The organism is Elusimicrobium simillimum (assembly GCF_049639735.1).
Lineage (GTDB): Bacteria > Elusimicrobiota > Elusimicrobia > Elusimicrobiales > Elusimicrobiaceae > Elusimicrobium > Elusimicrobium simillimum.
In genome coordinates this window covers 1,106,951-1,130,997 of the sequence record NZ_JBEVVA010000003.1, presented here as the reverse complement: position 1 = coordinate 1,130,997, position 24,047 = coordinate 1,106,951, and the positions used below count along the sequence as shown (strand labels likewise).

General features: G+C 43.9%; 17 protein-coding genes, 1 tRNA gene and 1 pseudogene. 8 read left to right on the top strand and 11 right to left on the bottom strand.

What is annotated here, in order from left to right; all coding sequences use genetic code 11:
- Window positions 1–20 precede the first annotated feature (20 nt).
- Window positions 21–626 (bottom strand): DUF2238 domain-containing protein, encoded by a 606-nt coding sequence (locus tag AAIR98_RS06085; RefSeq protein WP_423971305.1) that lies wholly within the window; start codon window positions 624–626, stop codon window positions 21–23.
- 9 nt (window positions 627–635) lie between these two features.
- On the bottom strand, window positions 636–1,361 hold the full coding sequence (locus AAIR98_RS06080; RefSeq protein WP_423971304.1) for a CPBP family intramembrane glutamic endopeptidase: 726 nt from the start codon (window positions 1,359–1,361) through the stop codon (window positions 636–638).
- Between the two features lie 112 nt (window positions 1,362–1,473).
- On the opposite strand from AAIR98_RS06080, the gene AAIR98_RS06075 reads away from it, so the two are divergent.
- From AAIR98_RS06075 to AAIR98_RS06055, 5 genes are all read left to right on the top strand, one after another.
- Window positions 1,474–1,947, top strand: a complete 474-nt coding sequence (locus AAIR98_RS06075; protein ID WP_423971303.1) for a MarR family winged helix-turn-helix transcriptional regulator — start codon at window positions 1,474–1,476, stop codon at window positions 1,945–1,947.
- A 13-nt stretch (window positions 1,948–1,960) separates the two neighbouring features.
- Window positions 1,961–3,088: a sigma-70 family RNA polymerase sigma factor gene (locus tag AAIR98_RS06070; RefSeq protein WP_423971302.1), complete on the top strand. Its 1,128-nt coding sequence runs from the start codon at window positions 1,961–1,963 to the stop codon at window positions 3,086–3,088.
- 1 nt (window position 3,089) lies between these two features.
- Window positions 3,090–3,602 (top strand): adenine phosphoribosyltransferase, encoded by a 513-nt coding sequence (locus AAIR98_RS06065; RefSeq protein WP_423971301.1) that lies wholly within the window; start codon window positions 3,090–3,092, stop codon window positions 3,600–3,602.
- 11 nt (window positions 3,603–3,613) lie between these two features.
- A complete protein-coding gene (locus tag AAIR98_RS06060; protein ID WP_423971300.1) occupies window positions 3,614–4,099 on the top strand; it encodes a type IV pilin protein in 486 nt (161 codons plus the stop codon).
- Between the two features lie 108 nt (window positions 4,100–4,207).
- Window positions 4,208–4,693 carry a type IV pilin protein gene (locus AAIR98_RS06055; RefSeq protein ID WP_423971299.1) on the top strand — a complete coding sequence of 162 codons (486 nt, stop codon included), beginning with the start codon at window positions 4,208–4,210 and terminating at the stop codon, window positions 4,691–4,693.
- Between the two features lie 53 nt (window positions 4,694–4,746).
- On the opposite strand, the gene AAIR98_RS06050 is transcribed toward AAIR98_RS06055, so the two are convergent.
- From AAIR98_RS06050 to AAIR98_RS06020, 7 genes and pseudogenes are all read right to left on the bottom strand, one after another.
- Window positions 4,747–5,322, bottom strand: coding sequence for a hypothetical protein (locus AAIR98_RS06050; protein ID WP_423971298.1), 576 nt, complete (start codon window positions 5,320–5,322; stop codon window positions 4,747–4,749).
- 67 nt (window positions 5,323–5,389) lie between these two features.
- Window positions 5,390–5,995, bottom strand: a complete 606-nt coding sequence (locus AAIR98_RS06045; RefSeq protein ID WP_423971297.1) for a class I SAM-dependent methyltransferase — start codon at window positions 5,993–5,995, stop codon at window positions 5,390–5,392.
- Window positions 5,996–6,142: 147 nt separating this feature from the next.
- Window positions 6,143–7,593: pseudogene (locus tag AAIR98_RS06040) on the bottom strand (alpha-amylase).
- 115 nt (window positions 7,594–7,708) lie between these two features.
- Window positions 7,709–8,185 carry a type IV pilin protein gene (locus AAIR98_RS06035; protein ID WP_423971296.1) on the bottom strand — a complete coding sequence of 159 codons (477 nt, stop codon included), beginning with the start codon at window positions 8,183–8,185 and terminating at the stop codon, window positions 7,709–7,711.
- A gap of 59 nt (window positions 8,186–8,244) precedes the next feature.
- Window positions 8,245–8,321, bottom strand: a tRNA-Arg gene (locus tag AAIR98_RS06030).
- Window positions 8,322–8,437: 116 nt separating this feature from the next.
- Window positions 8,438–8,809 carry a PEGA domain-containing protein gene (locus tag AAIR98_RS06025; protein ID WP_423971295.1) on the bottom strand — a complete coding sequence of 124 codons (372 nt, stop codon included), beginning with the start codon at window positions 8,807–8,809 and terminating at the stop codon, window positions 8,438–8,440.
- A gap of 8 nt (window positions 8,810–8,817) precedes the next feature.
- The gene (locus AAIR98_RS06020; protein WP_423971294.1) at window positions 8,818–10,488 is read right to left on the bottom strand and encodes a DEAD/DEAH box helicase; all 1,671 of its coding nucleotides are present in this window, start codon (window positions 10,486–10,488) and stop codon (window positions 8,818–8,820) included.
- A 114-nt stretch (window positions 10,489–10,602) separates the two neighbouring features.
- Between AAIR98_RS06020 and AAIR98_RS06015 the strand changes: the two genes are divergently transcribed.
- The 3 genes from AAIR98_RS06015 to guaA all read left to right on the top strand — a co-directional run bounded on the left by AAIR98_RS06015 (window position 10,603) and on the right by guaA (window position 15,140).
- Window positions 10,603–11,871, top strand: coding sequence for a potassium/proton antiporter (locus AAIR98_RS06015; protein WP_423971293.1), 1,269 nt, complete (start codon window positions 10,603–10,605; stop codon window positions 11,869–11,871).
- 345 nt (window positions 11,872–12,216) lie between these two features.
- The gene (locus AAIR98_RS06010) at window positions 12,217–13,569 is read left to right on the top strand and encodes a glutamine synthetase family protein (RefSeq protein ID WP_423971292.1); all 1,353 of its coding nucleotides are present in this window, start codon (window positions 12,217–12,219) and stop codon (window positions 13,567–13,569) included.
- A gap of 41 nt (window positions 13,570–13,610) precedes the next feature.
- Entirely contained in the window at window positions 13,611–15,140 is a 1,530-nt protein-coding gene (gene guaA, locus AAIR98_RS06005; protein ID WP_423971291.1) for a glutamine-hydrolyzing GMP synthase, read from the top strand.
- Between the two features lie 57 nt (window positions 15,141–15,197).
- Here guaA and AAIR98_RS06000 read toward each other — a convergent pair whose 3' ends face one another.
- On the bottom strand, window positions 15,198–15,680 hold the full coding sequence (locus AAIR98_RS06000) for a type IV pilin protein (RefSeq protein WP_423971290.1): 483 nt from the start codon (window positions 15,678–15,680) through the stop codon (window positions 15,198–15,200).
- 102 nt (window positions 15,681–15,782) lie between these two features.
- Window positions 15,783–23,819, bottom strand: a complete 8,037-nt coding sequence (locus AAIR98_RS05995) for an MFS transporter (protein ID WP_423971289.1) — start codon at window positions 23,817–23,819, stop codon at window positions 15,783–15,785.
- Window positions 23,820–24,047 lie beyond the last annotated feature (228 nt).

Genomic DNA, 24,047 nt, shown 5'->3' with positions numbered 1-24,047 from the left:
CTAATCAACAGGGCTTTTGTTTAAAGCTTTTGCATTTGCCTGTCCTGCCACTTGGCGCATACTAACTGCGCGAATGTGCCGCCAAGCAGGCACATAAACATATCTTTCTGTGCGTCCCAAATATCGCCCTGAGAGCCTAAAAAGTCCGCCGCGCCGTCAGCCACAAGTTCCGCCGCCGCCCATTCAATAAGTTCGTAGGTGGAGCTTACAAACATCGCCACGCACACGCATAGGAAAAATAACATTTTTCCCCTGCCTACTTTAGTTATTCTTATAAGTATTTCTCTGGCAACAAGCGCGGGTATTACGCCCTGGAAAAAGTGCCCCATTCTGTCATAGTGGTTGCGGCTCATATCAAAAAGGTCTTTAACATAATCGCCCACAGGCACAAGCGCGTAGGTGTATTTGCCGCCAACTATAAGTATTACGCAGAAAAACGCTATAAGGCAGTAGGTAATATCGGTAAACTTAAACTTTTTATAGGTTGCTATAAGTATAGCGGCGCCTATAATGGCGGGCGCTACCTCCATATACCAGGTTAACCTGTCGTACGGGCTAATGCCCGACCATACTAAAAACAATCCTACAATGCCAAGCAGCGTTAAATGCAGCGGTTTTATTTTCATGTGATATCCTTAAAATATAAGTTTGTAGCCCACGTACATTATAGCTAAATCCGCGCCCATGTGCGCCAGCCAGGGGCTTATAAGCGTGTTGCCCTTTTTATATAAAAGGTTAAATATCACACCGCCTACCGCTACCCAGAATGTTAAAAACAATGCCCATGTGAGCGGGAAGTAGAAGTTACATATTATAAAGTGATGTAACGCAAACGCTATGGCCGAAACTATAACCGCAGTATTTTGTTTAACCACCTTTAATAAACGGCCGCATACAAACCAGCGCCAGTAGTACTCTTCCAGTAAAGAATGAAAGAAGGATATAAAAATACTGTACGCCAAATAATATTGTGTAACGCCAAAGTTTGCCGCCTTGCCTTGTACCAAACCTGCGTTAGCTTTAGCCGCCTGCGCAAACGGCGGGTAGCACCATAAGGCCACCGCGCCGCCAAATATCAGCAGCCCCCACGCCAGACCGAGGGCGGCGTTTTTAGCGTCAAAGCGCAGCATTACGGGTATATCAAAAGGGCGTTTTATAATAAACTTCATAGCTATTATAGGCCATAACAGCACAAATATTTTGCTGGCGCCGTAAATGTGTTTTGCTAATGGGCTGCCGTCAAATATATTAAAGTAAAACACAGCCGCTATAAATGGCAGAAGCATAGCGGGTGTAAGCGCTTTCCATATTTCTTTAGCCGGATTTGGCGCGGGCCTGTAGCCCGGTGTGCGTATTATCATAAAACCTCCATATTTGATTAACTGGTAAATAGTTTACCAGTTAAACATTCTTTTGTCAACCTAAACTTTAAATATTTGTGTACAATGAAGTTATACTAGTGTAGAGGTGTGTATGCCAGATTTTAGGGATTACGGTATTTTGCCTGAGAAGGGTAGAAACTATGAGGCAATTGTTTATGTAATGGCGCTTATTTATAATATGATAAATAACGAGGCGTCGTCTTACCTTGCCAAGTTTGATTTAACGCCCGCCAAGTACAATATACTTATGATTGTAAAGTACACCGGCGGCAAAGAAGGTATGAGCCAGGTGGATATATGCAAACGTTTAATAGTTTCCGCCGGGAATATAACAAAAATTTTAGACCGTTTGACTTTGCAGGGGTTTATTACACGCAGCCCCAGCAAAACTGACCGCCGCGTAAACGTTATTAAAATAACCGCCGCCGGCAGCGACGTGGTGGAAAAAGCGTGGGAGCAGTACGACGCTATTATCAAACGCTCCGTAAGCCACCTTAACCAAACGGAACAAAAACAATTAACATCCATTTTTAAAAAATGGTTTGCAGCACTTATGAACAAGTAAGGAACATCGAAAAATGAGCGAAAATGTAGATTCTTTAAGCCAGTATTTTAAACACATTGGGGAAGTGTCCGAAGATATTGACAGAGAGGCGCAAGCAAAACTTTGGGCGCGCGTTAAAAAAGGCGACAAAGCGGCAAAACAAAGAATGATGGAGCTTAACCTGCGCCTTGTAGTGCCGGCGGCCAAGCGTTTTATGCGCCCCGACATTGAACTTTTAGATTTAATAGAAGAGGGCAACCTAGGCCTTATGCAGGCTATAGAAAAATTTGAACCGTCTAAAGGCTTCCGTTTTTCCACCTACGCTATTTATTGGATAGACCAGTCAATACGCAAATATATAGACGAGCAAAGCGGCACTATTAAAATACCGTCGCACGCCTGGGGCGATATTAAAAAGTGGTCCCGCACCTGGAACGCTCTTAGAGAGAACCTGGGGCATGAGCCGTCTTTAACAGAAATGTCTGAAGCACTGGACTGGAGCGCGCGTAAGGTAAAATCAATTTTAGAAACTATTAACGCCGCTAAAGGCGTGGACTCATTGGCGCTTGCTATGGGTGACGAGGACGAAACCACGCTGGAAGATACCTTGTCTGACGATGGCACGGCTAACCCAGATGATGTGTTTTCCCGTTCCAGCTCTAACGCCGACTTGCTTGGCGCTCTTAACGAGCTTACGCCGCGCGATAAAGAAATTTTAATGATGCGCCACGGTCTTAAAACCAATGAACCTATGACGCTTAGCGAAGTGGCAGAGGTTATGGGCCTTTCCCGTGAGCGCGTGCGCCAAATTGAGGAACGCGCTGTAAACCACCTTAGAAAAAAAGCGCAGAAGCTGGGCATTTTGGAGCGTAATATCCCGCAGGATTTCAGAACCAAAAATATTCACACCGGTATGGAACTTAAGCAAAAAACTAATGTGCTGGGTGAAATAACCGGCAACAGCGCGCTTGAAAGACTTTTAAGAAAAAGAATGGAAGAAGTGCGCCTGCGTGAGTCCGCCAAAAACGCTGTTGAACGCCACGGCAGAAAGCCCAAAGAGGCCAAACCCAAGCCCGCGCCTAAAACAAAAGCCCCCGCTAAAAAAGCGGACAAACCCGCCAAAGCGGTTAAGACAACCAAAAAGACAACTAAGAAAAAATAACATGGACCTTAAACAATATATTAAAGACGTGCCTAACTTTCCTAAAGAGGGCGTAATATTTAAAGATATTACCCCCCTTTTGGACGACCACGCCGCTTTTACTGAAATGGTTGCGCAGCTTATAGCCCCGTTTAAAAACGCGGGTATAACAAAAGTGGCGGGTATAGATTCCCGCGGGTTTATACTGGCGGCGCCTGTGGCGCTGGCGCTTGGCGTAGGTTTTGTGCCTGTAAGAAAAAAAGGCAAATTGCCGCGCGAAACGTATAGTGTTACTTATGAGTGCGAGTATCACGCCAATGAGATACAGGTGCACAAAGACGCTTTTACCCCCAATGACGTTGTGCTTATTGTAGACGATGTGCTTGCCACGGGCGGCACAGCTAAGGCGGCGGCGGAGCTGGTGGCGATGTCCGGCGCTAAGCTGGCGGGTATGACATTTTTAATGGATTTAACCTTTCTTAAGGGGATGGAAAAATTAGAAGGAATAAAAGTTAACAGCCTTATAAAATATTAAGAATAAAATTTATGAAAAATGGATTCACATTAATAGAATTGCTGGTTGTGGTTTTGATAATAGGCATATTGGCCGCTATCGCGCTGCCGCAGTATAATAAAGCGGTAGAAAAGTCCCGCAGTATGGAAGCTGTAACCCAATTGGCCGCATGGAGCCAGGCTTTAGAAAGGTATTTTTTGCAGCATGGTGAGTATCCTAACGTGGGAACATCATTTCCTAGTACAGATAAAATGAATGAAGTTTTAGATGTGGATATTCCTATAAACAAAAATTGGGAGTTTGTTTATTACAGGGGCATATATATAGCGCTTAATTCTCATAAAGACGGCCGTTATATTTTTATAGGGCAGAGCCCGATATCCACTAGTCCTATTTTTAAAGAGGGTAATAGGGGCTGCTGGGCGTATAATACCAGCCCTAAAGGGCTAAAAGCGTGCGAGGCATTGTGCGGCAAACTATCTGCTGCTAATGCAGATACATTTTACTGCCTACTTTAATATGTTTACATAAAAGCCCCGCAAATTTGCGGGGCTTTGTATTAAAGGGTAATAGTTGTAAAAGTAAATCTTGTTGTATAATATCAATAAATCAAAAAAGGAGGCAGTATGAAAAAAGGGTTTACCCTGATAGAGTTGCTGGTTGTGGTGCTAATAATAGGCATATTGGCCGCTATCGCGCTGCCGCAGTATACTAAAGCGGTAGAAAAGTCCAGGGCTATGCAGGCCGTTGTGGCCGTAAAAGCCGCAGGAGAAGCATTGCAACGCTACCAGTTACAGCACGATTCTCTGCCAGCAGCCGGGGACTTATCTTTTTTAGATGAACTAGATATAGAACTGCCCCCTTTAAAAAACTTCCGTTATTCATGGTGGAACAGCAATTATAACCCGCAAGACGCTAATTTTATGGCTTTTAATAAGATTAACGGCAGTGATGAGGACGCTGATTATGAAATAGCTTTCTATGTGTCCACACAAAATTACGGCACGCATTTAACCTGCGGCGCGTATACTGAAAAAGGAGGCCGGATTTGTAAGGCCTTGGGAACTAAATTCCACTCTACAAAAGGCGGATACGACACATATACCTTTTAGTGTTATAAAAAAAATCCCCCGGTTTAACCGGGGGATTTTTATTTGCTTATATTTTATTTAAGATTGTCTGCTTCACGCAGCAGCAGCTCGGCGGTGTATTGCGTTAAAAGCACGTCTTTAAGGTCATAGCCAACGTAACGGTCTTCAAAATTTGAGTAGTAAAAACCGTCTAAATAATATTTATAGTCAGCCGTAAGGTTCAAAGCTTCATTGTTAAGCTTTTTTGCTATTACACCGTTAGCCGGGGATTTTGTTTTTTTACAAAAAACTATAACTTCCCCAGCATACCTTTTTGCAGTACTTTCTACTTCAAGCATAATTTCTTTAATTTGCGCTATATTGGCCTGCGCGTCTTGCAACTTTGCCGCCCCGTCCTGTGGCAGTGGCAATTGGGCGCCGTTTTCAATATCTTGCAGTTGGGCGGCAATATGGTTTACGCGGTTCAGTTTTTCTTCGAAAGGAACGTCCTGGTCGTTTAAAAATTTATAAGGAAAGGTTTGGTATGATTCTAACAGTGTAATTTGCTCCGCGCTGTCTTTAGCGTTAAAGTTATCAGCTGTTGTTTGCGCGTGTATGGCACAGGGAATTAGAGTTAGCGCGGCGGTTAAAGCTAAAAGTTTCTTATTCATAAGTTTGTCTCACTTTTATACAAAATCCCCCGCCGGTAGTTGTAGTACCGGCGGGGGTGTTGGTAAACTAAAATTTAACTACGCAGCTGGGCGGTAAAACAGTGTTACCGTATTTGTCTGTATATTTCTGGTAAAACTCACCTTTGTGCTGCAGGCTAAGGGCGTCTTTCAGTGAAATGTTGTAATATTTGTCCTGAAAAGATTTGAAAGTCTTTTTATTAAAATAGTCTTTAGCTGTATCTAAATTAGGGTTAGCCGCTTTTTTAGCCGCGATGTCTAATGTTTCTTTTTTAAGAGAACCTTTTTGTATGGCGACACAGTCGTTAAAAAATTCGCGTGTAAGTTTGTCATCTAATTCAACTTTTAAGTCAACCAACTGCGAATGCATACCGGCAAGTTCTCTGTCTAAGGCTATAAGAGAGTTTTTTGTTTTTTGGTCAGGCGTATATTTGTTAACGTATTGTGAAGCAAGTTTTGCCTGAGCGCGGTAAATTTCGCCGGTTCTTTTAACTTTATTGTCAAAAGATATTTTGGTGCTGTTAATTACTTTTATAAATTCTGTTTTATGTTCTTTAATAACCTGGAAATCCGCCCAGGATTTGCTTATTTGCTGCGCCGACGCGGCGGTGCCGATTACGGCTAAAGCTAAAAATGTAATAAATAATTTTTTCATGTTGAACCTCGCTCGAAAATAACTTTCTAATAAAATTATATAGTTTATTAACAATTATTACCAGGGCCAAAGGACCTACGGCGTCTTAGGTCCTTTGGCCTATGTGGAAAAATAGTCGCTTTTATTATTACTTACCGCAGATATAAGTTAATCTTCTTTTTTAACCCATATTGCTATATTGCCGCCCGATACCTTAAACTCCGCCTTGCCGTCGTCACCGATGGTTACGGTGTCTTTTATATTTCCGGTAAACTCGCGCCAGACTTCGCCTTTGCGCTCCTCACCCACAAACATGGTTTTGCCGCCGTTGTCGCCGCTGCACATTAAAAACGCCAGGCCAGAACCGGGGTGTTCTTTGTCCCCCGCCTTACAAAGCCAACTGTGTTGCCGTGGTCAAAATAGTTGTCCTGTTCGCCATAGGCATATTTTTTACGCGCCTGCAGACAAAGGTCAATTATTAAATGATGCGGGGATTCTTTATCCCCCAAACGGTAGTAGTCGCCGTAGAAGAGGCATGGGTACCCCTCTTTCATAAGTAAAATTAATCCATAGGCCAGCGGTTTAAACCAAGACTTAATTTGAGATTCCAGCGAGCTGCCCCACTGCGAGTCATGATTATCCACAAACGTTACCGCGTTTTGCGGGCGCTTAGCAACAAGGGCGTCGTTCATCAGATTACGTAAATCATAGTCTCTGCCCTGCTGCGACGCCTGGTATAAATTGTAGTGCAGGCATACGTCAAATAGGCTTACCTCGTACTTTACTTCATTAAGGTAATTTATAAGAGAGCCTATGTCCTTTTTCCAGTATTCTCCCACGGCAAAAAACTTTTTGTCGGGCAGGCTGGCGCGTACGGCCTCAAGAAAGTTTTGTATGAATTCGTCGTTAATATGCTTAATAGCGTCCAACCTTACGCCGTCCAGTTCCAACTCTTTGGCCACCCACATGCCCCACTTTTTCATTTCTATTCTTACTTCCGGGTGGTCAAAATCTATATCGGCGTACATAAGGTAATCAAAATTGCCCTTTTCACCGTCTACGCCATCGGCCCATTTTTTGCCGTCGCCTAAAATGCGGTAAATAGCTTTTTTGCCGTTTGCTTTGTTATAGTCCACGCCTGTAAAGTGATAGTAGTGCCATTTGAAGTCAGAATATTGGTTCTTTCTTCCGTCAAAGTTAAAACCTGTCCAGCCTTCAATTTCGTAAGGGTCGCTGACAGTTTGCTCTCTATTGTCCCAGTTTACTTCCTGCGCCATAAATTTTTCGGTATAATCGGAGCCTGATTTGTGGTTCATAACGGCGTCCAGGTAAACTTCTATGCCGTATTTATGCAGCTCGGCAATGGCTTCTTTAAGTTCTTGCTTTGTGCCGTATTTGGTGCGTACGCTGCCCTTTTGGTCAAACTCGCCCAGGTCAAACATATCATATGGGGAATAGCCCACGCTGTTTTGTTGGTCGCACTTATAGGCCGGCGGTATCCATACGCCTGTTATGCCGACGTCACTTAAGTGTTGTGCGTCCGCTTTTAAATTTTTCCATAAATTACCGTCGTTAGGTATGTTCCATTCAAAGTACTGCATCATCACGCCGTTTTTCATAGTTGTGTTCCCCCCTATTGGCCCATTGTAATAAATTATACTTAGTTTTTAAATTAAATAACCGTCTTCTTTTTTAGAAGACGGTTATTTAGAATAATTATATTTTGCGAAACAGCTAAATTATATAAGTGGCTTCTAAATCCTCATTAAAACCATATTTGTGCTGGTCTTTGCCGATTTGTTTGCATTTGGTTTTGCCTATATCGTTTTGCGGCAGACAGGTAATCCTGTGATTATATTTATAGTAATTGGTATTTTGGTTAGTTACAATAAAATAAGACAAAACATAAGCGCCGCCCGGCGGCACTGCCCTGATATACCAAAAATAATCAACATCGCTGTCTTCACCTATAGAATATGTGTAATACTGGTCTTGTATATCTATATCCAAATCCGACATATCCTTAGTTATATTCTGGTTTTGCAGCAGATACCTTTCCATGGCGTCGCCTACGGCTTTAAGCTTAACCACGGCTTCAGACACGCGGGACTTTTCTACCGCTTTGTTATACTGCGGTAAGGCAATCGCGGCAAGTATGCCTATTATTAAAACGACAACTAAAAGTTCTATTAATGTAAAACCCTTATTCATAAAACCCTCCGAAGAAAATAAACCTGCCGCACTTGGCAGGCTTATAGTAATAACTAAAATGGCACCCCGGATAGGAATTGAACCTACAACCTTATCCTTAGGACGGATCTGCTCTATCCAATTGAGCTACCGGGGCAAAAAGTATGAATTTGCAACGTAAATTGTGACATGTTTTATGGCAACAGCCAAATCTTATTTACATTATAGCAATCTATCTTATTTTTATAAAGTTTTTATTTGTTTTTACGTTAATTACGCCGCTTCTTTTTCCATTTCTACTACCAGGTTGGTATGGCTTAATTTATGCGCGCCCGGAAACGCCAGGCCTATAAACGGAATAAGAATTACGCACCCGGCCACCAGGTCAACCACGCCCAACTTGCTAAGCTGCGTGCTTGTGTAGGCGTAGCCTGTTTTATAACCTTCTTTTTTTGCCATTATCTGCGCTTCCTGGTTTCTTTTTACTTTGAATGTGGAGTTGGTCACGCCTACTTTTTGGCCGTTAATGTATACATCCGCCCCGTCAACGTTTGACATAACGGTAAGCTTTTGTTTGGTGCCACCCATTACGGAACAGCCCGATATTAAACATACAGCCAAAAATAAAGATAATAGTTTTTTCATTTTAATTTTTATCTTCCTTTAATAAATTTTTTAAGCTTTTGCGTAAACTTTTTAAATTTACTTTTTTTTGCGTCACGTGTTTTAAACTTGGCGTTTTTGCCGCCTTTAAAGGGTTTGCCCGTTTTTGCGCCGTACTTTTTGTCGCCGTCACGTTCCTGCCTGCCGCCGGAGCGGCCTTTGTAGGCGGGTTTACCGCCGCCGCGAGGTGCCCTTTTTTCAAACTTGCCGCCGCGTTTAAAGTTGTCTTTCTTTTCAAAGTTATCTTCGCGCTCAAAGCCGCGTTTTTTGTCAAACTTTTCAAAGCCGCTTTTTTTAGCGCCGCGTTCTTTTTGCTCAAAATTTTTAAATTCCTTTTTACTTGTAAAAACCTCTTCTTTTTCTTCACGCTGTTTAGGAGCGAATTTTTTATCTCTTTTTTGCTGCGCTTTAAATTCTGCCCTTGAGGCTGTACGGGAGCTTTTGCCCGCGTTTTTACGCGCGGTTCTTTTGGCTTCCGTTCTTTTTTGGGCGAAAGATTTGGGCTTTTCGGCGCGTTTTTCTTTTTTCTTAAATTCTTTGTAATCTTTGCCTACGGGGCGCTGCGCTACGTCTTTGCCGGCAAGAAACTTTTGTATATCGTCCCAAAGGTGTTTTTCCCCTTTGCTTATAAATGATATCGCCGTGCCCGTGCGTTCCGCGCGTGCCGTACGGCCAATGCGGTGTATGTAGTCCTCGGCGTGCAGCGGCAGGTCATAGTTAATTACCAGCTGAATATGTGGTATGTCTATACCTCTGGCGGCGACGTCTGTGGCTACCATTATGTCAAACTTTTCTTCTCTAAAATCTTTTACGGCTTTGGTGCGTTTGCCTTGCGTAAGGCCGCCGTGCAAAGGTATGGCGTTGAACCCAAGCTTTTCAAGCGCTTTGGCCATCCACTCAACATTGCGCTGCGTGCGGGCAAAAATTAAGGTAGAGCCGCCGCGTGAGCGTAAAATATCCTGTAATTTTTCAAATTTCTCGTCTCTTAAAATTTCAAAGTGTTCTTCTTTTACGCCTGCGGCTACGGCGTTTTCTTCACCAATGGTTACACGTTTGGGGTTAACCAGAAACTCCTCCGCCAACTTTGCTACACGCTTGGGGAACGTGGCCGAGAACATCATAGTTTGTTTTTGCGCGGGCAGACGAGCCACAATTTCTTTAATTTGGTAGAGAAAACCTATGTCTAACATCCTGTCCATTTCGTCCCATACCACAACTTCTGTATTGGCAAAACTTAAGGAGCCTCTTTTAAGCAAATCGTTAATACGGCCCGGCGTGCCTATAACGCAGCGGGGATTTTTTTTAAGGTTTCTCTGCTGGTTGGTTACGCTTTGCCCGCCTACTAAAAACGCTGAGGATAGTTTGGGGTGTTTTACGGTAAGTTCCGTAAAAACTTTATGCACCTGCAGCGCCAGTTCGCGCGTGGGCGCTACTATAAGGGCGGTGCTTTTAGGGTTTTGGGTTAAATGTTCTATTATGGGTAAAGCAAAAGCGCATGTTTTGCCCGAACCTGTCTGGGCGGAGGCCAAAATATCTTTGCCCTCCAGCGCTAACGGTATAACCGCCGCTTGTACCGGGGTAGGTGTTGTAAAGCCAATTGTTTTAATTGTATTTAGGGTTACTTCTGATAAGGCAAGGTCCTGAAATGTATTTTTATTCATATTTATAATATTTTATCAAATTATAATGAACAGCAGTTAAATATATAATGATTTTTATAGACCTGCCATCACCTTTTTTAGTAAACTATAACAAAGACTAAGGGGCCTTCTTACATGGAATTTATAGCAGAATATATAATGCTGGCAGGATCGGTAATGATAATGTTAAGCATTGTGGCAAGCAAAATGTCATCACGGTTTAGCATTCCCGTGCTGGCAGTTTTTTTGTTTGTGGGTATGCTGGCAGGCTCTGAGGGTATTGGAAAAATACAGTTTGATAATGTGGATTTTGCTAAAACGCTTGGTATCATAGCGCTGTCTTTTATTTTGTTCTCAGGCGGTTTAGACACCAATTTTAAACGTACGCGTATTGTTATGTGGCCGGCTATTACATTGGCCAGCGTGGGGGTGTTATTATCCGCCGTTATAGTGGGGCTTTTGGTATGGCTGGTGCTTGGCAGAGGAATGATGGAAAGCTTTCTCTTGGGCGCGGTTATCTCTTCTACCGACGCCGCGGCCGTGTTTTCCATTTTGCGTTCCCGTAATGTTAAACTGCGCGGCACATTAAAGCCGCTTTTAGAGTTAGAATCCGCCAGTAACGACCCTTCCGCCGTATTTCTTACCATAATTGTTATACAGATAATGACAATGCCTACGCTAAACTTTGCCAGCGTTACAATACTTTTTCTTAAACAGATTTTTTGGGGCGTTACGCTGGGCTTAGGCATATCAAGACTGCTTGAGGTTATTATACGCCGTCTTGACTTGCAGTACGAGGGGTTGTACCCCGTGCTTACGTTTTCTTTTGTGCTGTTTACCTACAGTATAACCTCACTTTTAGACGGTAACGGATTCTTAGCTGTTTTTCTTATGGGGCTTAACCTCTCCCGTTTTGATTTGCGCCATAAAAGCAACCTTATCACTTTTCATGACAGTATAGCGTGGCTGATGCAGGCGGTGATGTTCTTGACGCTTGGGCTGCTGGTGTACCCGTCGCGCCTTATGGACGTGGCGCTAGAGGGTATAGTAGTGGCTTTAATACTCTTCTTTATAGCCAGGCCAATAGCGGTGTTCGCGTGTTTAAAACCCTTTGGCAATACGCTTAAAGAGAAGATACTTATATCTTGGGTCGGCCTTAGGGGCGCGGCGCCAATTGTGCTGGCCACTTTTCCGCTTACCGAGCACGTTAAAGGGGCGGAGTTTATATTTAACATAGTTTTCTTCGTGGTACTGCTGTCTGTGCTTATACAAGGCACAACCATTACCGGCGTGGCCCGCAAGCTGGACCTGGACGCCAGCGCCGACGCAGAGCAAATTGCCCCGGAAGACGATGAAAAAGAAAAAGAAATAAAAACCGAAGAAGACGCCAATTACCAATCTTAAATTACGGCGTAATTTTGCGCCGTGGAATTTTTTATAGTAGAATATATTATGCACATAAAAAGACGGCTTTACATGCAGTTTGATATGTTGTCCGCTCCTTGTTTTAAGGAGACATCCGCCGTCCCACAATTTTAGCACCCCTGCCTCTAACGGCGGGGTTTTTTTTATATATTTTCCTCTCCCTTTTAGGGGAGAGGGCAGGGGGAGGGTGCTAAAGCTGTTTATTAAAAAGCACTTAATTTAGTAACAGCACATATTTGTGTGCATCACCCTCACCCTGCTCGTATACACTCGCTTCCCTCTCCCCTAAAAGGGTGAGGGAGTAAAATAAAAGGAGACGTTACCATGGCAATAACAAGGACGGCCGCTGAAATTAAAAAAATAGAAGAAATAATGCGTACCTGCCAGGAAAATAACATACAGTTTTTAAAGGTATGGTTTGTGGATATTTTGGGCAATCTTAAGTCTCTCTCTATTTCCCACCGTGAAATGGAGTACGCGCTTACCGAGGGGATGGGATTGGACGGTTCTTCTATAGAGGGTTTTGCCAGAACTTTTGAGTCCGACCTTGTTGCCGTGCCTGATTTAAACACATTTTCAATATTACCCGAGGAACTTATGGGCATGCCCGTGGCCCGCGTATTTTGCGATATCAAAATGCCCGACGGCAAACAGTTTGAGGGTGACACAAGATATATTCTTAAAAAGAATCTTGCCGAAATGCGCAAAATGGGTTTTAGCAACTTTATGGTAGGGCCTGAGTTAGAATTTTTTTATTTTAAAAATGATAAAAGCGTAGAGCCTTTAGATAAAGGCGGTTATTTTGATACTATACCGATAGACGAGTCACACTCTCTGCGCCGTAAAACTATGATAATGTTAGAAAAGCTGGGGATACGTGTGGAATACGCGCACCACGAGGTGGCCCCCTCGCAGCATGAAATTGATTTAAGGTACGACGAAGCCCTTAAAATGGCCGATAATGTTATCACCTACAAAGCCGTAGTTAAAACCATTGCCGAGGCCAACGGAGTGTACGCCACCTTTATGCCTAAACCAATACAGGGCGAGAACGGCAGCGGTATGCATGTGCACCAATCTTTATTTAAAGACGGTGAAAATACGTTTTTTGACAAGAAGGACCCCTATTACCTTTCCCCCACCGCCAAACATTATATAGCGGGCATTATGGCGCATGTAAAGGGTATTTGCGCGGTAACTAACCAGTGGGTAAACTCCTACAAACGTTTGGTGCCCGGTTATGAAGCGCCCGTTTATATTGCATGGGGCAGAAAAAACAGAAGCACGCTTGTAAGAATACCGCAGGTTAAAACAGGCAAGCCTAACGCAACGCGCATAGAGTGCCGTTTTCCGGACCCGGCGTGTAACCCTTACCTGGCGTTTTCAGTCATGCTGGCGGCAGGGTTAGACGGTATTAAAAATAAACTGCCGCTGCGTGAGCCTATAGAGGAAAATATTTTTGGTATGAGTAAAGAAGACCGTAAAAGCCATAAAATTGAAAACCTGCCAGGCTACTTATTCCAGGCGGTGGACGAGCTTAAAAAGAGCGATATCGCCCTTAAAGCGCTTGGCAAGCATACTTTTGAAAAGTTTGTGGCCAATAAGAAAGTGGAGTGGAGCCAGTACCGTCTGAACATCAGCCAGTACGAGCTGGACAAATATTTGCCTTTACTATAGTAAAAAGCTATCATAATTAAAATTATAAACAGAGGTATACCGTGAAACAAATACTTATTTTAGACTTTGGCAGCCAATACACGCAGCTTATAGCAAGACGTCTTAGAGAGTTACAGGTTTATTGTGAGATAGTGCCCTTTAATACCAAGATTGAAGAGATAAACGCAAGAGATTTGGCGGGTATTATACTTTCCGGCGGGCCCAGCAGCGTATACGGCAAAGGTGCCCCTATGCCCGATAAAAGAATATTTGACGTTAAAGTGCCTATATTAGGTATTTGTTACGGTATGCAGCTGCTTGCTGTTAACGGCGGCGGCAAGGTAGTGTCCTGCGCTAAGCGTGAGTACGGCTTCGCCCAAGTTAAAGTAAAAAGCGACTCTAAACTGCTTAAAGGCATGCCAAAAAGTTTTACCGCCTGGATGAGCCACGGCGACGGCGTAAAACAAATGCCAAAAAGTTTTAAAATAACCGCCACCACAACATCATCACTATTTAGCGCGGCTGAAGACGCTAAGAATAACCGCTATGCCGTGCAGTTCCACCCAGAAGTGGTGCACACGCAAGCAGGCGAGAAAATACTTAAAAACTTCGCCCGTTTAATATGCGGCTATAAAGAAAAGTGGACGCCTAAATCAATAATGCTGTCCGCTATGGCGGACGCCAAAGCGCAAATAGGCAAAGGCCGCGTTATATGCGGGCTTAGCGGCGGCGTGGATTCCAGCGTAGTGGCGGCGTTACTTGCCAAGGTTATAGGCAAACGCCTTTACTGTATTTACGTTGACACAGGCCTTTTAAGAACCGGCGACAGAGAGCGCACCGTGGCTTTAGCCAAACAGCTTAAAGTAAGCCTTAAGGTTGTGGACGCCGAAAAACTATTTTTAACCGCCCTTAAAGGCGTGACCGACCCTGAGAAAAAGAGAAAAATTATAGGCAACCTTTTTATAGAAGTGTTTGAGCGTGAAGCCCGTAAATTTAAAGACGCTGAGTTTTTGGCGCAGGGCACCTTGTACCCCGATGTGATAGAGTCTATATCGGTAAAAGGCCCGTCGGCCGTAATTAAATCTCACCATAACGTGGGCGGCCTGCCTGAAAAAATGAAGCTTAAACTGGTAGAGCCTTTACGCTTTTTATTTAAAGACGAAGTGCGCGCCCTTGGGCGTGAGCTCGGCTTAAGTTCAGACATTATTGACATTCACCCGTTCCCGGGCCCGGGCCTGGCGGTAAGACTGCTTGGCGCAATAACTAAGCCTGATTTAGATACTTTACGCGCGGCGGACTTTATTGTACGTGACGAACTTAAAAAGAGCGGCTGGGACAAAAAATCATGGCAGTCATTTGCCGTGCTTTTACCCATTAGAACAGTAGGCGTTATGGGTGACGAGCGCACCTACGAAAAAGCGTGCTGTGTGCGCGTGGTAAACAGCGTTGACGGTATGACGGCCGACTGGACCAAGCTGCCGCATGATTTGCTGCAAAAAATTTCTTCCCGCATTGTGAGCGAGGTTAGAGGTATAAATAAAGTGGTTTACGATATAACTTCCAAACCGCCAAGCACAATAGAATGGGAATAAATTAAAAAACCCGGGCCATATGGCCCGGGTTTTTATTGTGCAACATGAATTTTAAAGTTACTCACGTTGAAATTGTGTTGATGAAATTTCTTTTGTAAAACCCAAAGTTTTGCATAAAGAAGTTTCGTCTGCAGAGGCAGGATAGCAAAAATCTAAACCTTTATTTGCCGTAGTGCGTGAGTTTTGGTAATACATGTTAAACTGCGGTTTTAAAGTACCTGAAGTTCTTACCACATAAATGTGTGAACCTGCTGCGCCGCCTTCAATTTGATATTTAAAATTTTTTTCAGCCAATGTGCCGCCATTAGCGCTTTTTGTACCTGTATAATCCAGATCAAGATTGGTAAAATCAGCGGTATATTCGCCATGTTGCAGGAAATACCTTTCCTGAGCGTCTTTAATGCTTTTGGTGATAAGAAGCATTTCTGTAAAACGCGTCTTTTCCACCGCTTTAGTGTAGTTCGGCAGCGCGATGGCGGCCAAAATGCCGATAATCAAAACAACTACCAATAATTCTATTAATGTAAAACCCTTCTTCATAAATCCTCCCCAACTTCTTATAAAGTATATAAAATTTTTTTTACAAAGCAAAAGGCCGCCATTGTTGGCGGCCTTCCCCCCGAATAAAGTTTTGCGCTTAGACTAAGCGTATTCTGTCATTAATTTATACGCCGTGGGCGCGGAGGAGAGCGGTTTTATACCCATGGCATTTTTTACCGATATCCATTTCTTTGTTATAAAATCATACATAAGCACATCTTTTATTTCATCCGCCCGCATAGACCTGCCAAGCGTCAATATCATTCCGTCTGTTCTAATATCTTCAGGTATATTTGATATTACTATTACAGAATAGCCTTTATTTTTTGACGGATTGGATTGTCTTCCAACGCCAAAAGCGTACTTCATGGTAATACGCGGCGCAGAGGCAAAGTACATATCCGTAGGGGCGGCGTCAGCAAACATATCGTCGTCTTTAGTATTTTCCGACACCATGGCGATATCCATGCCGTTATTAATAATATTTTCTACCTCACTTTGGGTTTGCACAAATAAACCTCTGTAAGCGTGCCCGGTACCCTGCGCGTATTGCGGGTAGTCTGTTTCCAACTGTTCGGCGGCATAGGTAAATACGTCATAATCATTTTTGACTTCTTTGTCTTGGTTTTTAAAATATGCTTTAAGTTCTTTGAATGCTTTATTTTTATTCTTGTTATAAGCTCTTTCAAAGTCATCGGCAAACGCTATTTCGGTTCCGCTTAAACCAAAAAAGCCTTTGGGTAGCGTTCTGTTTAATAAAAGCAAGGTAATGGGCAGGTTAAGCAAGACAGGCGCCACAATCATACCCAGGTAAGTATCATTAAATATATAAGTTGAAATGCCGCCAAATAACAACGGTCCCACCGCGCAGCCAAAGGTTGTAAAGTAGAAAAAGGGCAGCAGCATTCTTTCTCTGTCCACATTTCTGGATAGTGACGCAAATGATATGCCAAACATTGTAGATATCCCAAATTCAACCATAAACAAAGAGGGCAGCAATGCTATTGTGTTAACAGCGGAAGCTGTTGCCATAAGAGTGCCAGCCACAACTATAACGTTAGCTATATGCTTGGCTCTAGTTTCACCAAAAGCTCTTATAAAGGCGGGCGCTAGCAATCTTCCTAAGAAAAACGGTATAGGAAACGTGGCTATATTAAGTATACTTGAAACTGTTTCTGAATATACGCGCTCAAAAATCATCGGCCCGGCGGAACCAAGCGTCATTTCTATAAAGTTCATAAGTATAAGGGCGGCCACTGTTTTTTGCGCTACGGGGTCAATTTTAAAATATTTAAATTTAGTTCTTAAATCATCTTTAAAAGCGGTGGCTTCATGTTTAAACATTTTTAAAGTATCTTTAACGCCCGTTTGTATTTTGGACGTTTTGGGTTTATTATGTACGTCATTATGCATGCCGGAAAGTTTAAGCCATGCCAGCCCCACCAAAGCCATAGGTATAATAAACGCCGGCAAAGCTGTTGTTTTATCAATAAAAAACATAGGCGCGAAATATATAGCAAACGAGCCCGCCGCGCGCGCTATCTGCGCCCTGCCGCTCTTTTTAACACGCACGCTGCCCTCGCCTGTAAAAGAGGATATCATGGGTGAAATAGAGTTAGCCAGCATATCCGCGCCAACGCTTATAAGCCCCGCAGAAGCCAAAATACCTGCCAGCTGCAGCCCCTTCATATCCCATGCGCTAAAGTGTCCAAAACCAAAAGCCCATGACGCTATAGCCCCGGCAAGCATAAACGTAAGCCCGCGGTAAAGCGCTGTTCTCTTACCGTATTTGGCGGCAAACGGCGCTGAAATAAAAGGCATTAAGCCCGCCACCGTAAAGCTTGCTGCGGTAATGGCTGTGGTGGCAAAATCACTTATGCCAAGTGTTCTCTGTATAACGCCCAGCTGCGGCGTAAACGCGCCTTCAAAGCCTATCATAGACGCCATCCAATATAAAGGCGCCGTATATCTGGCGGCCGATGTAAATTTTATTTTTTCAGGTCTTACAGCCTCGTTATTGTTTAAAAATTCATCCGCGTCTTTTATGTATGGTTTTTTCCCATCTTCGCTTCTAATAATATAAGAAGCGTTTATTTTGCCTGTTTCATTATCAACAAAAGCTATATCGTTATCTTCTGAAACAAATGGTGTGTTTTTTTCTAAAAACTTCTCAAACTCAACCACCTTTTTTTGATTGTCTACGGTAATAAACGGTACGGTGACTTTTTTATCATGATTTATTGTTTCCCCTTCCTGCACGGGCATACTTAAGGTAATAGGTTTTGTTACTTTTGCCCCCTCTTCGGCTTTAGGTAAAAACGTTTGTATTTTTCCCGCCATAAATCTGCTAAATACCGCGCCCAAACCAAAATCAGTAAATAAATACCCCGCGCCGGAATTTGAGCCGCCGTCACTTTTTTTATTTCTGCTGAAAAATTCTATTATTGTCTTTTTTTCTTCTTGCACGGGTATTAACGCTTCCTGCGGTTGCGGCGCTTTCTTTTTAAAGCCCAGGCCGCGTAAAAATTCTTTTAAACCGGTTTTTGTGGACATTAAAGCGGCGGATGCCAAAAACAGCGAAACAGGCGCGTAGAAGAAAAATGTTGAGAGTGCTTTAAATTCCGCCGCGCCCTGCGCCACGCCGCGCGCCATAAGATATTCCTGGCCCATATCCGCGCCAAAGCCTAGCGCCATAGGTATTAACGCCGCGCCTAACGCTGAGTTGTGTATTAAAGGCAGTAAAATACTCTCCCTTGTGGGCGCCGCTGAAAGGCCTGTATAGGTTATGGTAAATAATGTCGATATACCGTATTCCGTAACAGCTATAGACATAAGCAGCGGGGCTATACCCATACTGCTGGTGGAAACAGCCGTAAGTATACCTAGTGTGGATACGCCCATGGCAAATACCTTGCCACCAAATATGCCAAATTTATTTACCACGCTTTTTGCCATAAACCTGCCCAGCAAAAACGGGCCGGATGAATAAAGCAGCGACATTGTGCCGATAGAGCCGTTTTCTGAGAGGATGTTGGCAAGGAAGACGGGCATTATCATCATAAACGCCACTTCCGCGCCGTTCATTAAGAATGCTGTTGTTACTAATCTTCTGGCTTCAGGGTCCTTTTTTGCCCATTTTAACTGCTCAAGTAAAGAGAGTGATGATTCTTTTTTATTTTCTCTTACAAAACCATTGTATCTGAAGTTAGGCATTTTAGATGTTGCCACTAATGCCAAAGACATAATGGCGGAACCTATTGAAAGTATAGGCAGGCCGGCGGTGGGGTCAATGCCTATGGCGCTTAAAGGTGACGTGATTAACGCGCCCAACATTACGCCAACGGCCATGGTGCGCTGCGTATTGGTGCTTTTCTGCACGGTAAGCATTCTGTCGCCCGTATAGTTAGATACCATTGTAGGCGCTGTTGTGGCCGTGATAAAGACGCCCGCTGAGGTTATAAGGTTAGCTAACAGAAAGCCCGCGTATTGCAATGTGGTGTTATCCCATGCGTGCATGTGTCCCGCGCCAAAAATTATGCTGGAAAGCCCGCCCGCAAGCACAGTGCCCGCGCCTATGTAAAGAGTATTTTTTTTACCAAATTTATTTTTTAAAGCACTTGCTATATGCGGCGCCACCACGGCTAATGTAAACGTAACCATGGAGAACCCGGCAACCTGGGTTTTGCTTAAATCTAAAGCGTCTTTAAGGTAAATAATATTCGCGCCCGAATAAAGCGTGACAAAACCGTTTATTAAAGATGTCGCGTATATCGCCCTTGACCATTTGCTTACATTGCGTACACTAAGGTCAAACGCGGGCGCGGCGTTTTCTATTTGCGCGTGGCTGAGTTTGCCGTTATTATTTCTTACCATATCAGCAATTTTATTCAGCTTAGCGTTGCTTGTAACGTGCACGGAGAAAGAAGTATTTATTTTATCCTTTTTGGGGTTATAAAATACCAAATGATTGTCTTTGTTAACATACGGTATATTTTTATTTATATGCGCGGTAAAATTGCTGATATCTTTTTTGGTGCCTTTTATGTTTACCGTTATATCATAAAGCTGGTCTATATCTATTTTACCTTCGGCTGATTCCACCGCCACCGATAATTTTACATTTTGTAAATAATTATCCTCATGCGCTATATTAAACGCCTGCTTTTTAAAGTTTTTGCCTACGGCGTTTTTAATATCCGTTACTAATTCAGTTTTTAGCTCTTCATTTAAAAAGTTGATTTGATTTACGGCAGAGTTTATATTATTAAACAGATTGTCTGTCTGGTTTTGTGAAATAGCGACACCCTTTGCCTCAACAATAGCACGCGCAAAGGTATTATTTAAAGTATTTTCAATGGATATTCTTTTACTGTAATTTAAATTATATTCAGGTTGGGTAAGAATATTACTTGTAATTTGTGCAAATATCTCATGGTCTAATAATGGCGCGGCTGTTTGTCCGCCGGCCTTATTAATGCCGGGTTTTTTACTAAGCACGCCAGACACCCATTTTTTAACGGCGTTAAACGGCCTTGCCAACACGGCGGGGTTAAGGCCGGAGTTTAGCGTATTTCCGCTAATTGTTGCCCCTGTGTCTGTTCTGTCAAAAAACTTTATGTAGCCTGCGTTTTCCTGCGGGGTTACTTCTGTAGCGTGCAGAACATCAAGCTGTTTTATCTCCGCTAACTTGTTTACTATAGGTCTTGATGGTGCCGCAGTCACATCGGTATTTATCCATGCATAGCTTGCAGCGGGACTGCCGGCTATTGGGGATTGCGGGGTTTTCACCCCATTGTTTATGTGCGGACGGAGCGCAACTAAATTTTCTTTAGCTACTGTAGCCGGGGTTGCCTCAGCATGGGTTATTTGGGGGCGGGGGGTGGTGGGATTGGACGCTGTGGTCTGGTTTTTTACTTCTCTGGGTTGTACGCCCGTAAAGTAATTGTTGTTTAGGTGCGTTATCGCTTCTTGCCCCGATTGCGTGTATTGCTTTTGCCAAACGCCGCTTTCTTTATTTAATACCCAATGCTGGTTGTTACCCTCTATATCATTTATATAACCTTTGACAGCGCGCGTTTCGCCAACTGTCAGCATTCCTTCTCTGCCAGAGGCTTTCGCGTTTTGGTAAATTGCATCTATCGCCGCTACGCTGCGGGCAAGGCGCGTTTCTCTGGACACATTATATTGTTGGTCTACACTTCTTGTAAAACCGTCCGCCTTTGTTTTATTACTTAATCTTTGCGCTGCGTACCTTAGCCCCATCTTAGCGCCGTTGGCCAAGTTGCCCGCTAAATTATCCGCCTTTACTATCTGACCGCCTACTTCTTTGGCAAACGGGTTCATCGCTTTTAATAAATATTCAAAATCACTTATACCTTTATCTTCTTCCGCAGTTCGCCCTTGCATAGGCGTGCGGATGTCGCGCCCGATTATCCTCGGCGCGCCTAACGATAAGCCCGCGCTCGCCCCGGCGCTTACAGGTATATTTAATTTGCCCAACGCTTTGTTTATACCGCTGTTTTCCCCCACTAAACCATTTAACGTCTTGGCCGCCGAACTTACAGGACTTGCCGTTGTTACTTTTGTTACAGGCGCTGTTTTGCTTACACTGCCAACACCTCTTATCGCCGTGGGCGCGCCTGACTCCGACAATATGCTTGCTGAGGGCATACCACTCTTCATAGACTGCATTACCGAGAACTCCGCCGTCGCAGCCCCCTGCGTGCTTACAGCTTGACCCGCAGGCGTTATTAACGACGCCGCTACATACTTCTTGTTGCTCCCCTGCAAACCGTAGCCTATATTGTCTTTTAATATCTCTAAACTTAAACTTAACTCTCGGCTCCTATCAAGAAGGTTCTGGCGCCAGCCTGACGCCTCGCCATAACTCTTTCCTCCCAATATCCTGCGCTCTATAAAATTGTTTCCCGTCTCACTGCCCAACCTGCTAAACTTCTTCCCCTCCAAACCTTCCACGCTAACCTTATTCCCTCCCGATGCCAAGGTCTTACTTATATTTGGGTCTACCTTGCCTATCTTTTTACCGCTTATTTGGTTTAATTGCTGCTCCCTTGCCAACGACCTCTCTATACTTAACTTCTCGCCGGCCAGCTGCTTCGCCCGCGCGTCTACCTTCGCGCGGCCTATACTCGTCCTCAAATGCTCACGAGTTAAAATGTTCAACGGGTTCGCCGCGTTGTTCGCCTTAAACTGACTGCCGCTAAACGCCTTAAAATTACTACCACGCCCTGCTCTCGTCGCTTGCGATAAGTTCTTATACATCGCGTAATGCCTTAGGTTCTTTATACCGTTCGTTCCCTTCCTGCCCACCTGCGTCAAACGGTACATCTTTAAACCTATCTGTCCGCTCTGACGTACTAAACTTACACCCATTCGACCTATAAAAAATACCGCCAGCGCTACATCCGCGCTGCCCGCAAACGTCGTCATTATACCCGTCTGGCTTACCTCACTCCCCTTCCATAACTCACCCTCTCGATTAATTACCGCGTGCTTCGTTACGTTCTTCTTCAACGCAGCACTGCTCTCTGTCCTTAATAAATAATTGTATATCCTCTTATCCAACTTCCCCTCATCTACCTCGTTCATATCTCCAAAACTCGCGTTCATTATATGCGCCAATAACATCCCTCGCTGGCTTAACCCCGCCGCCGCTGCCTGTCCGCTAAACTCTATACCCAAATCTACCTTAACCTTCCCGCTTAACAAACCCTCCGCTATAAACGGCATCACTCCACTACAACCCACACTCCTCGCTCCCATATACGTCCTTACTCCACACGCCCCAACACTGTACTTAGACAATATTGACAAACTCTCCGCGCTGCCTTCCGCCAACAATACATCCACAACCTGCGTCCAAGCATTACCCATGCTCGTCCTGTCTATTGGGTACGCCGCATTCACACTCTTCTTCCCCAAATACTTCCCGTGACGGTCCTTCCACTCACGCGCATACGTGCTTAATAATAATAAATCATAATCCCCGCTAACCTGCTTCCTTTCCTCCCTCGTCGCGTATCCTACAACGGTGTCCAATTCACTATACGCCCCTAACGACAACAGCGTCCCCGCGCCTGCCATCAATAACGCGCCGCTTCCCGCAATATCCATACTGTTTATTAACAAACGCCTAACATCCCCACCGTCACTCCTGCTGCCCAACATCCCTATACCCATCACCGCGTACATCTCATCCACACAACCCGCCTCCAAACAATTACCCTTCGATACTTTACTCTTATACAAACTAAGTAATTCCCTTCGCTCTCCTACATCAAACATCCCCTCAACCGTCAACAATAACGGACTCACCCTCAATACATACTTGCCATACGTATTAGGCTCACGCCTCCATAAACCAAGCAACTCACTCTTCTTCTTCGATAGCTCTCGGTGCGTCTCCCTCAATAACCTCTCCTCTACCTTCCCCCACTCTGCCTTGTATTGCGCGTACCTAGACTTGCTGTCTACTCCCAATACTACCCCCAACTCACCATGCAATTCTTTGCTCCAGGCCGATATCTCACTAGTCTTGTATCCCTCATACAACGCCAGATCCGCCGCACTCATCCCCCTCAACGAGTACTCCCTCAACTCCCCAGCCAATATCCCCTCCTGCTCTCCTACCTTGCGCGATATCTCACCTAAATACTTTACCTCCAAATCCCTTCGCTCCTTATCAAACTCCTTCTTATAAGATTCATATCCCAACGGCCCAGATTCTACCCCTTCATTTAATCCAAAATATCCCTCTATTACCTCACTCAACTCGCGCCCGCGCTTATCCGATATACTCTCCACTACCTCCTCTGCCTTCTCTCCAGGCCCCATTGGTACATACACAACTGTAGTGTTATCTCGACGCAATACTATATCTTCATTCGCTTTTGCAGCCGCCTGTGATTTGATCTCTTCTATACTAAATGTTTTTAACTTGCTCAAATCATATTTTGATAAAGAGGCAGAAACGGAACCTTTTCCGGTGTTATTTTTTCTAACGGTGGAAGACTTGACTTGCGCGTACACGTCCGCAGGCAATAAACTTACAAGTATGCTGTTAATTAACAGTACACTTATGGCTTTTAGCAAGATGTTTTTATAAGAAAGTTTATTCATTTTATCCTTAAAATTTAAACAACTAATATAGTTAAATATTTTTTTTACCGTCACACCAGGGTCAAAAGACCTAAACGCAAGTAGGTCTTTTGGCCTACTTTTACCGTCTAAGCAGTAAAAAAACCTCCAATATCTTTTGGAGGTTTTAAGTTGGCTATATAAATTAAAATTTATAATTTAACCTAATTCCTCCACACCATATCTAAACATAACACGTGTGGACACGTT

Bases quoted from the DNA above. Each gene is read 5' to 3' on its own strand.
- AAIR98_RS06085 (WP_423971305.1), bottom strand. From the start codon at position 626: ATGAAAATAAAACCGCTGCATTTAACGCTGCTTGGCATTGTAGGATTG.
- AAIR98_RS06025 (WP_423971295.1), bottom strand. From the start codon at position 8,809: ATGAAAAAACTATTATCTTTATTTTTGGCTGTATGTTTAATATCGGGC.
- AAIR98_RS06075 (WP_423971303.1), top strand. From the start codon at position 1,474: ATGCCAGATTTTAGGGATTACGGTATTTTGCCTGAGAAGGGTAGAAAC.
- AAIR98_RS06045 (WP_423971297.1), bottom strand. From the start codon at position 5,995: ATGAAAAAATTATTTATTACATTTTTAGCTTTAGCCGTAATCGGCACC.
- AAIR98_RS06020 (WP_423971294.1), bottom strand. From the start codon at position 10,488: ATGAATAAAAATACATTTCAGGACCTTGCCTTATCAGAAGTAACCCTA.
- AAIR98_RS06000 (WP_423971290.1), bottom strand. From the start codon at position 15,680: ATGAAGAAGGGTTTTACATTAATAGAATTATTGGTAGTTGTTTTGATT.
- AAIR98_RS06065 (WP_423971301.1), top strand. From the start codon at position 3,090: ATGGACCTTAAACAATATATTAAAGACGTGCCTAACTTTCCTAAAGAG.
- AAIR98_RS06080 (WP_423971304.1), bottom strand. From the start codon at position 1,361: ATGATAATACGCACACCGGGCTACAGGCCCGCGCCAAATCCGGCTAAA.
- AAIR98_RS06055 (WP_423971299.1), top strand. From the start codon at position 4,208: ATGAAAAAAGGGTTTACCCTGATAGAGTTGCTGGTTGTGGTGCTAATA.
- AAIR98_RS06070 (WP_423971302.1), top strand. From the start codon at position 1,961: ATGAGCGAAAATGTAGATTCTTTAAGCCAGTATTTTAAACACATTGGG.
- AAIR98_RS05995 (WP_423971289.1), bottom strand. From the start codon at position 23,819: ATGAATAAACTTTCTTATAAAAACATCTTGCTAAAAGCCATAAGTGTA.
- AAIR98_RS06010 (WP_423971292.1), top strand. From the start codon at position 12,217: ATGGCAATAACAAGGACGGCCGCTGAAATTAAAAAAATAGAAGAAATA.
- AAIR98_RS06035 (WP_423971296.1), bottom strand. From the start codon at position 8,185: ATGAATAAGGGTTTTACATTAATAGAACTTTTAGTTGTCGTTTTAATA.
- AAIR98_RS06050 (WP_423971298.1), bottom strand. From the start codon at position 5,322: ATGAATAAGAAACTTTTAGCTTTAACCGCCGCGCTAACTCTAATTCCC.
- AAIR98_RS06060 (WP_423971300.1), top strand. From the start codon at position 3,614: ATGAAAAATGGATTCACATTAATAGAATTGCTGGTTGTGGTTTTGATA.
- AAIR98_RS06015 (WP_423971293.1), top strand. From the start codon at position 10,603: ATGGAATTTATAGCAGAATATATAATGCTGGCAGGATCGGTAATGATA.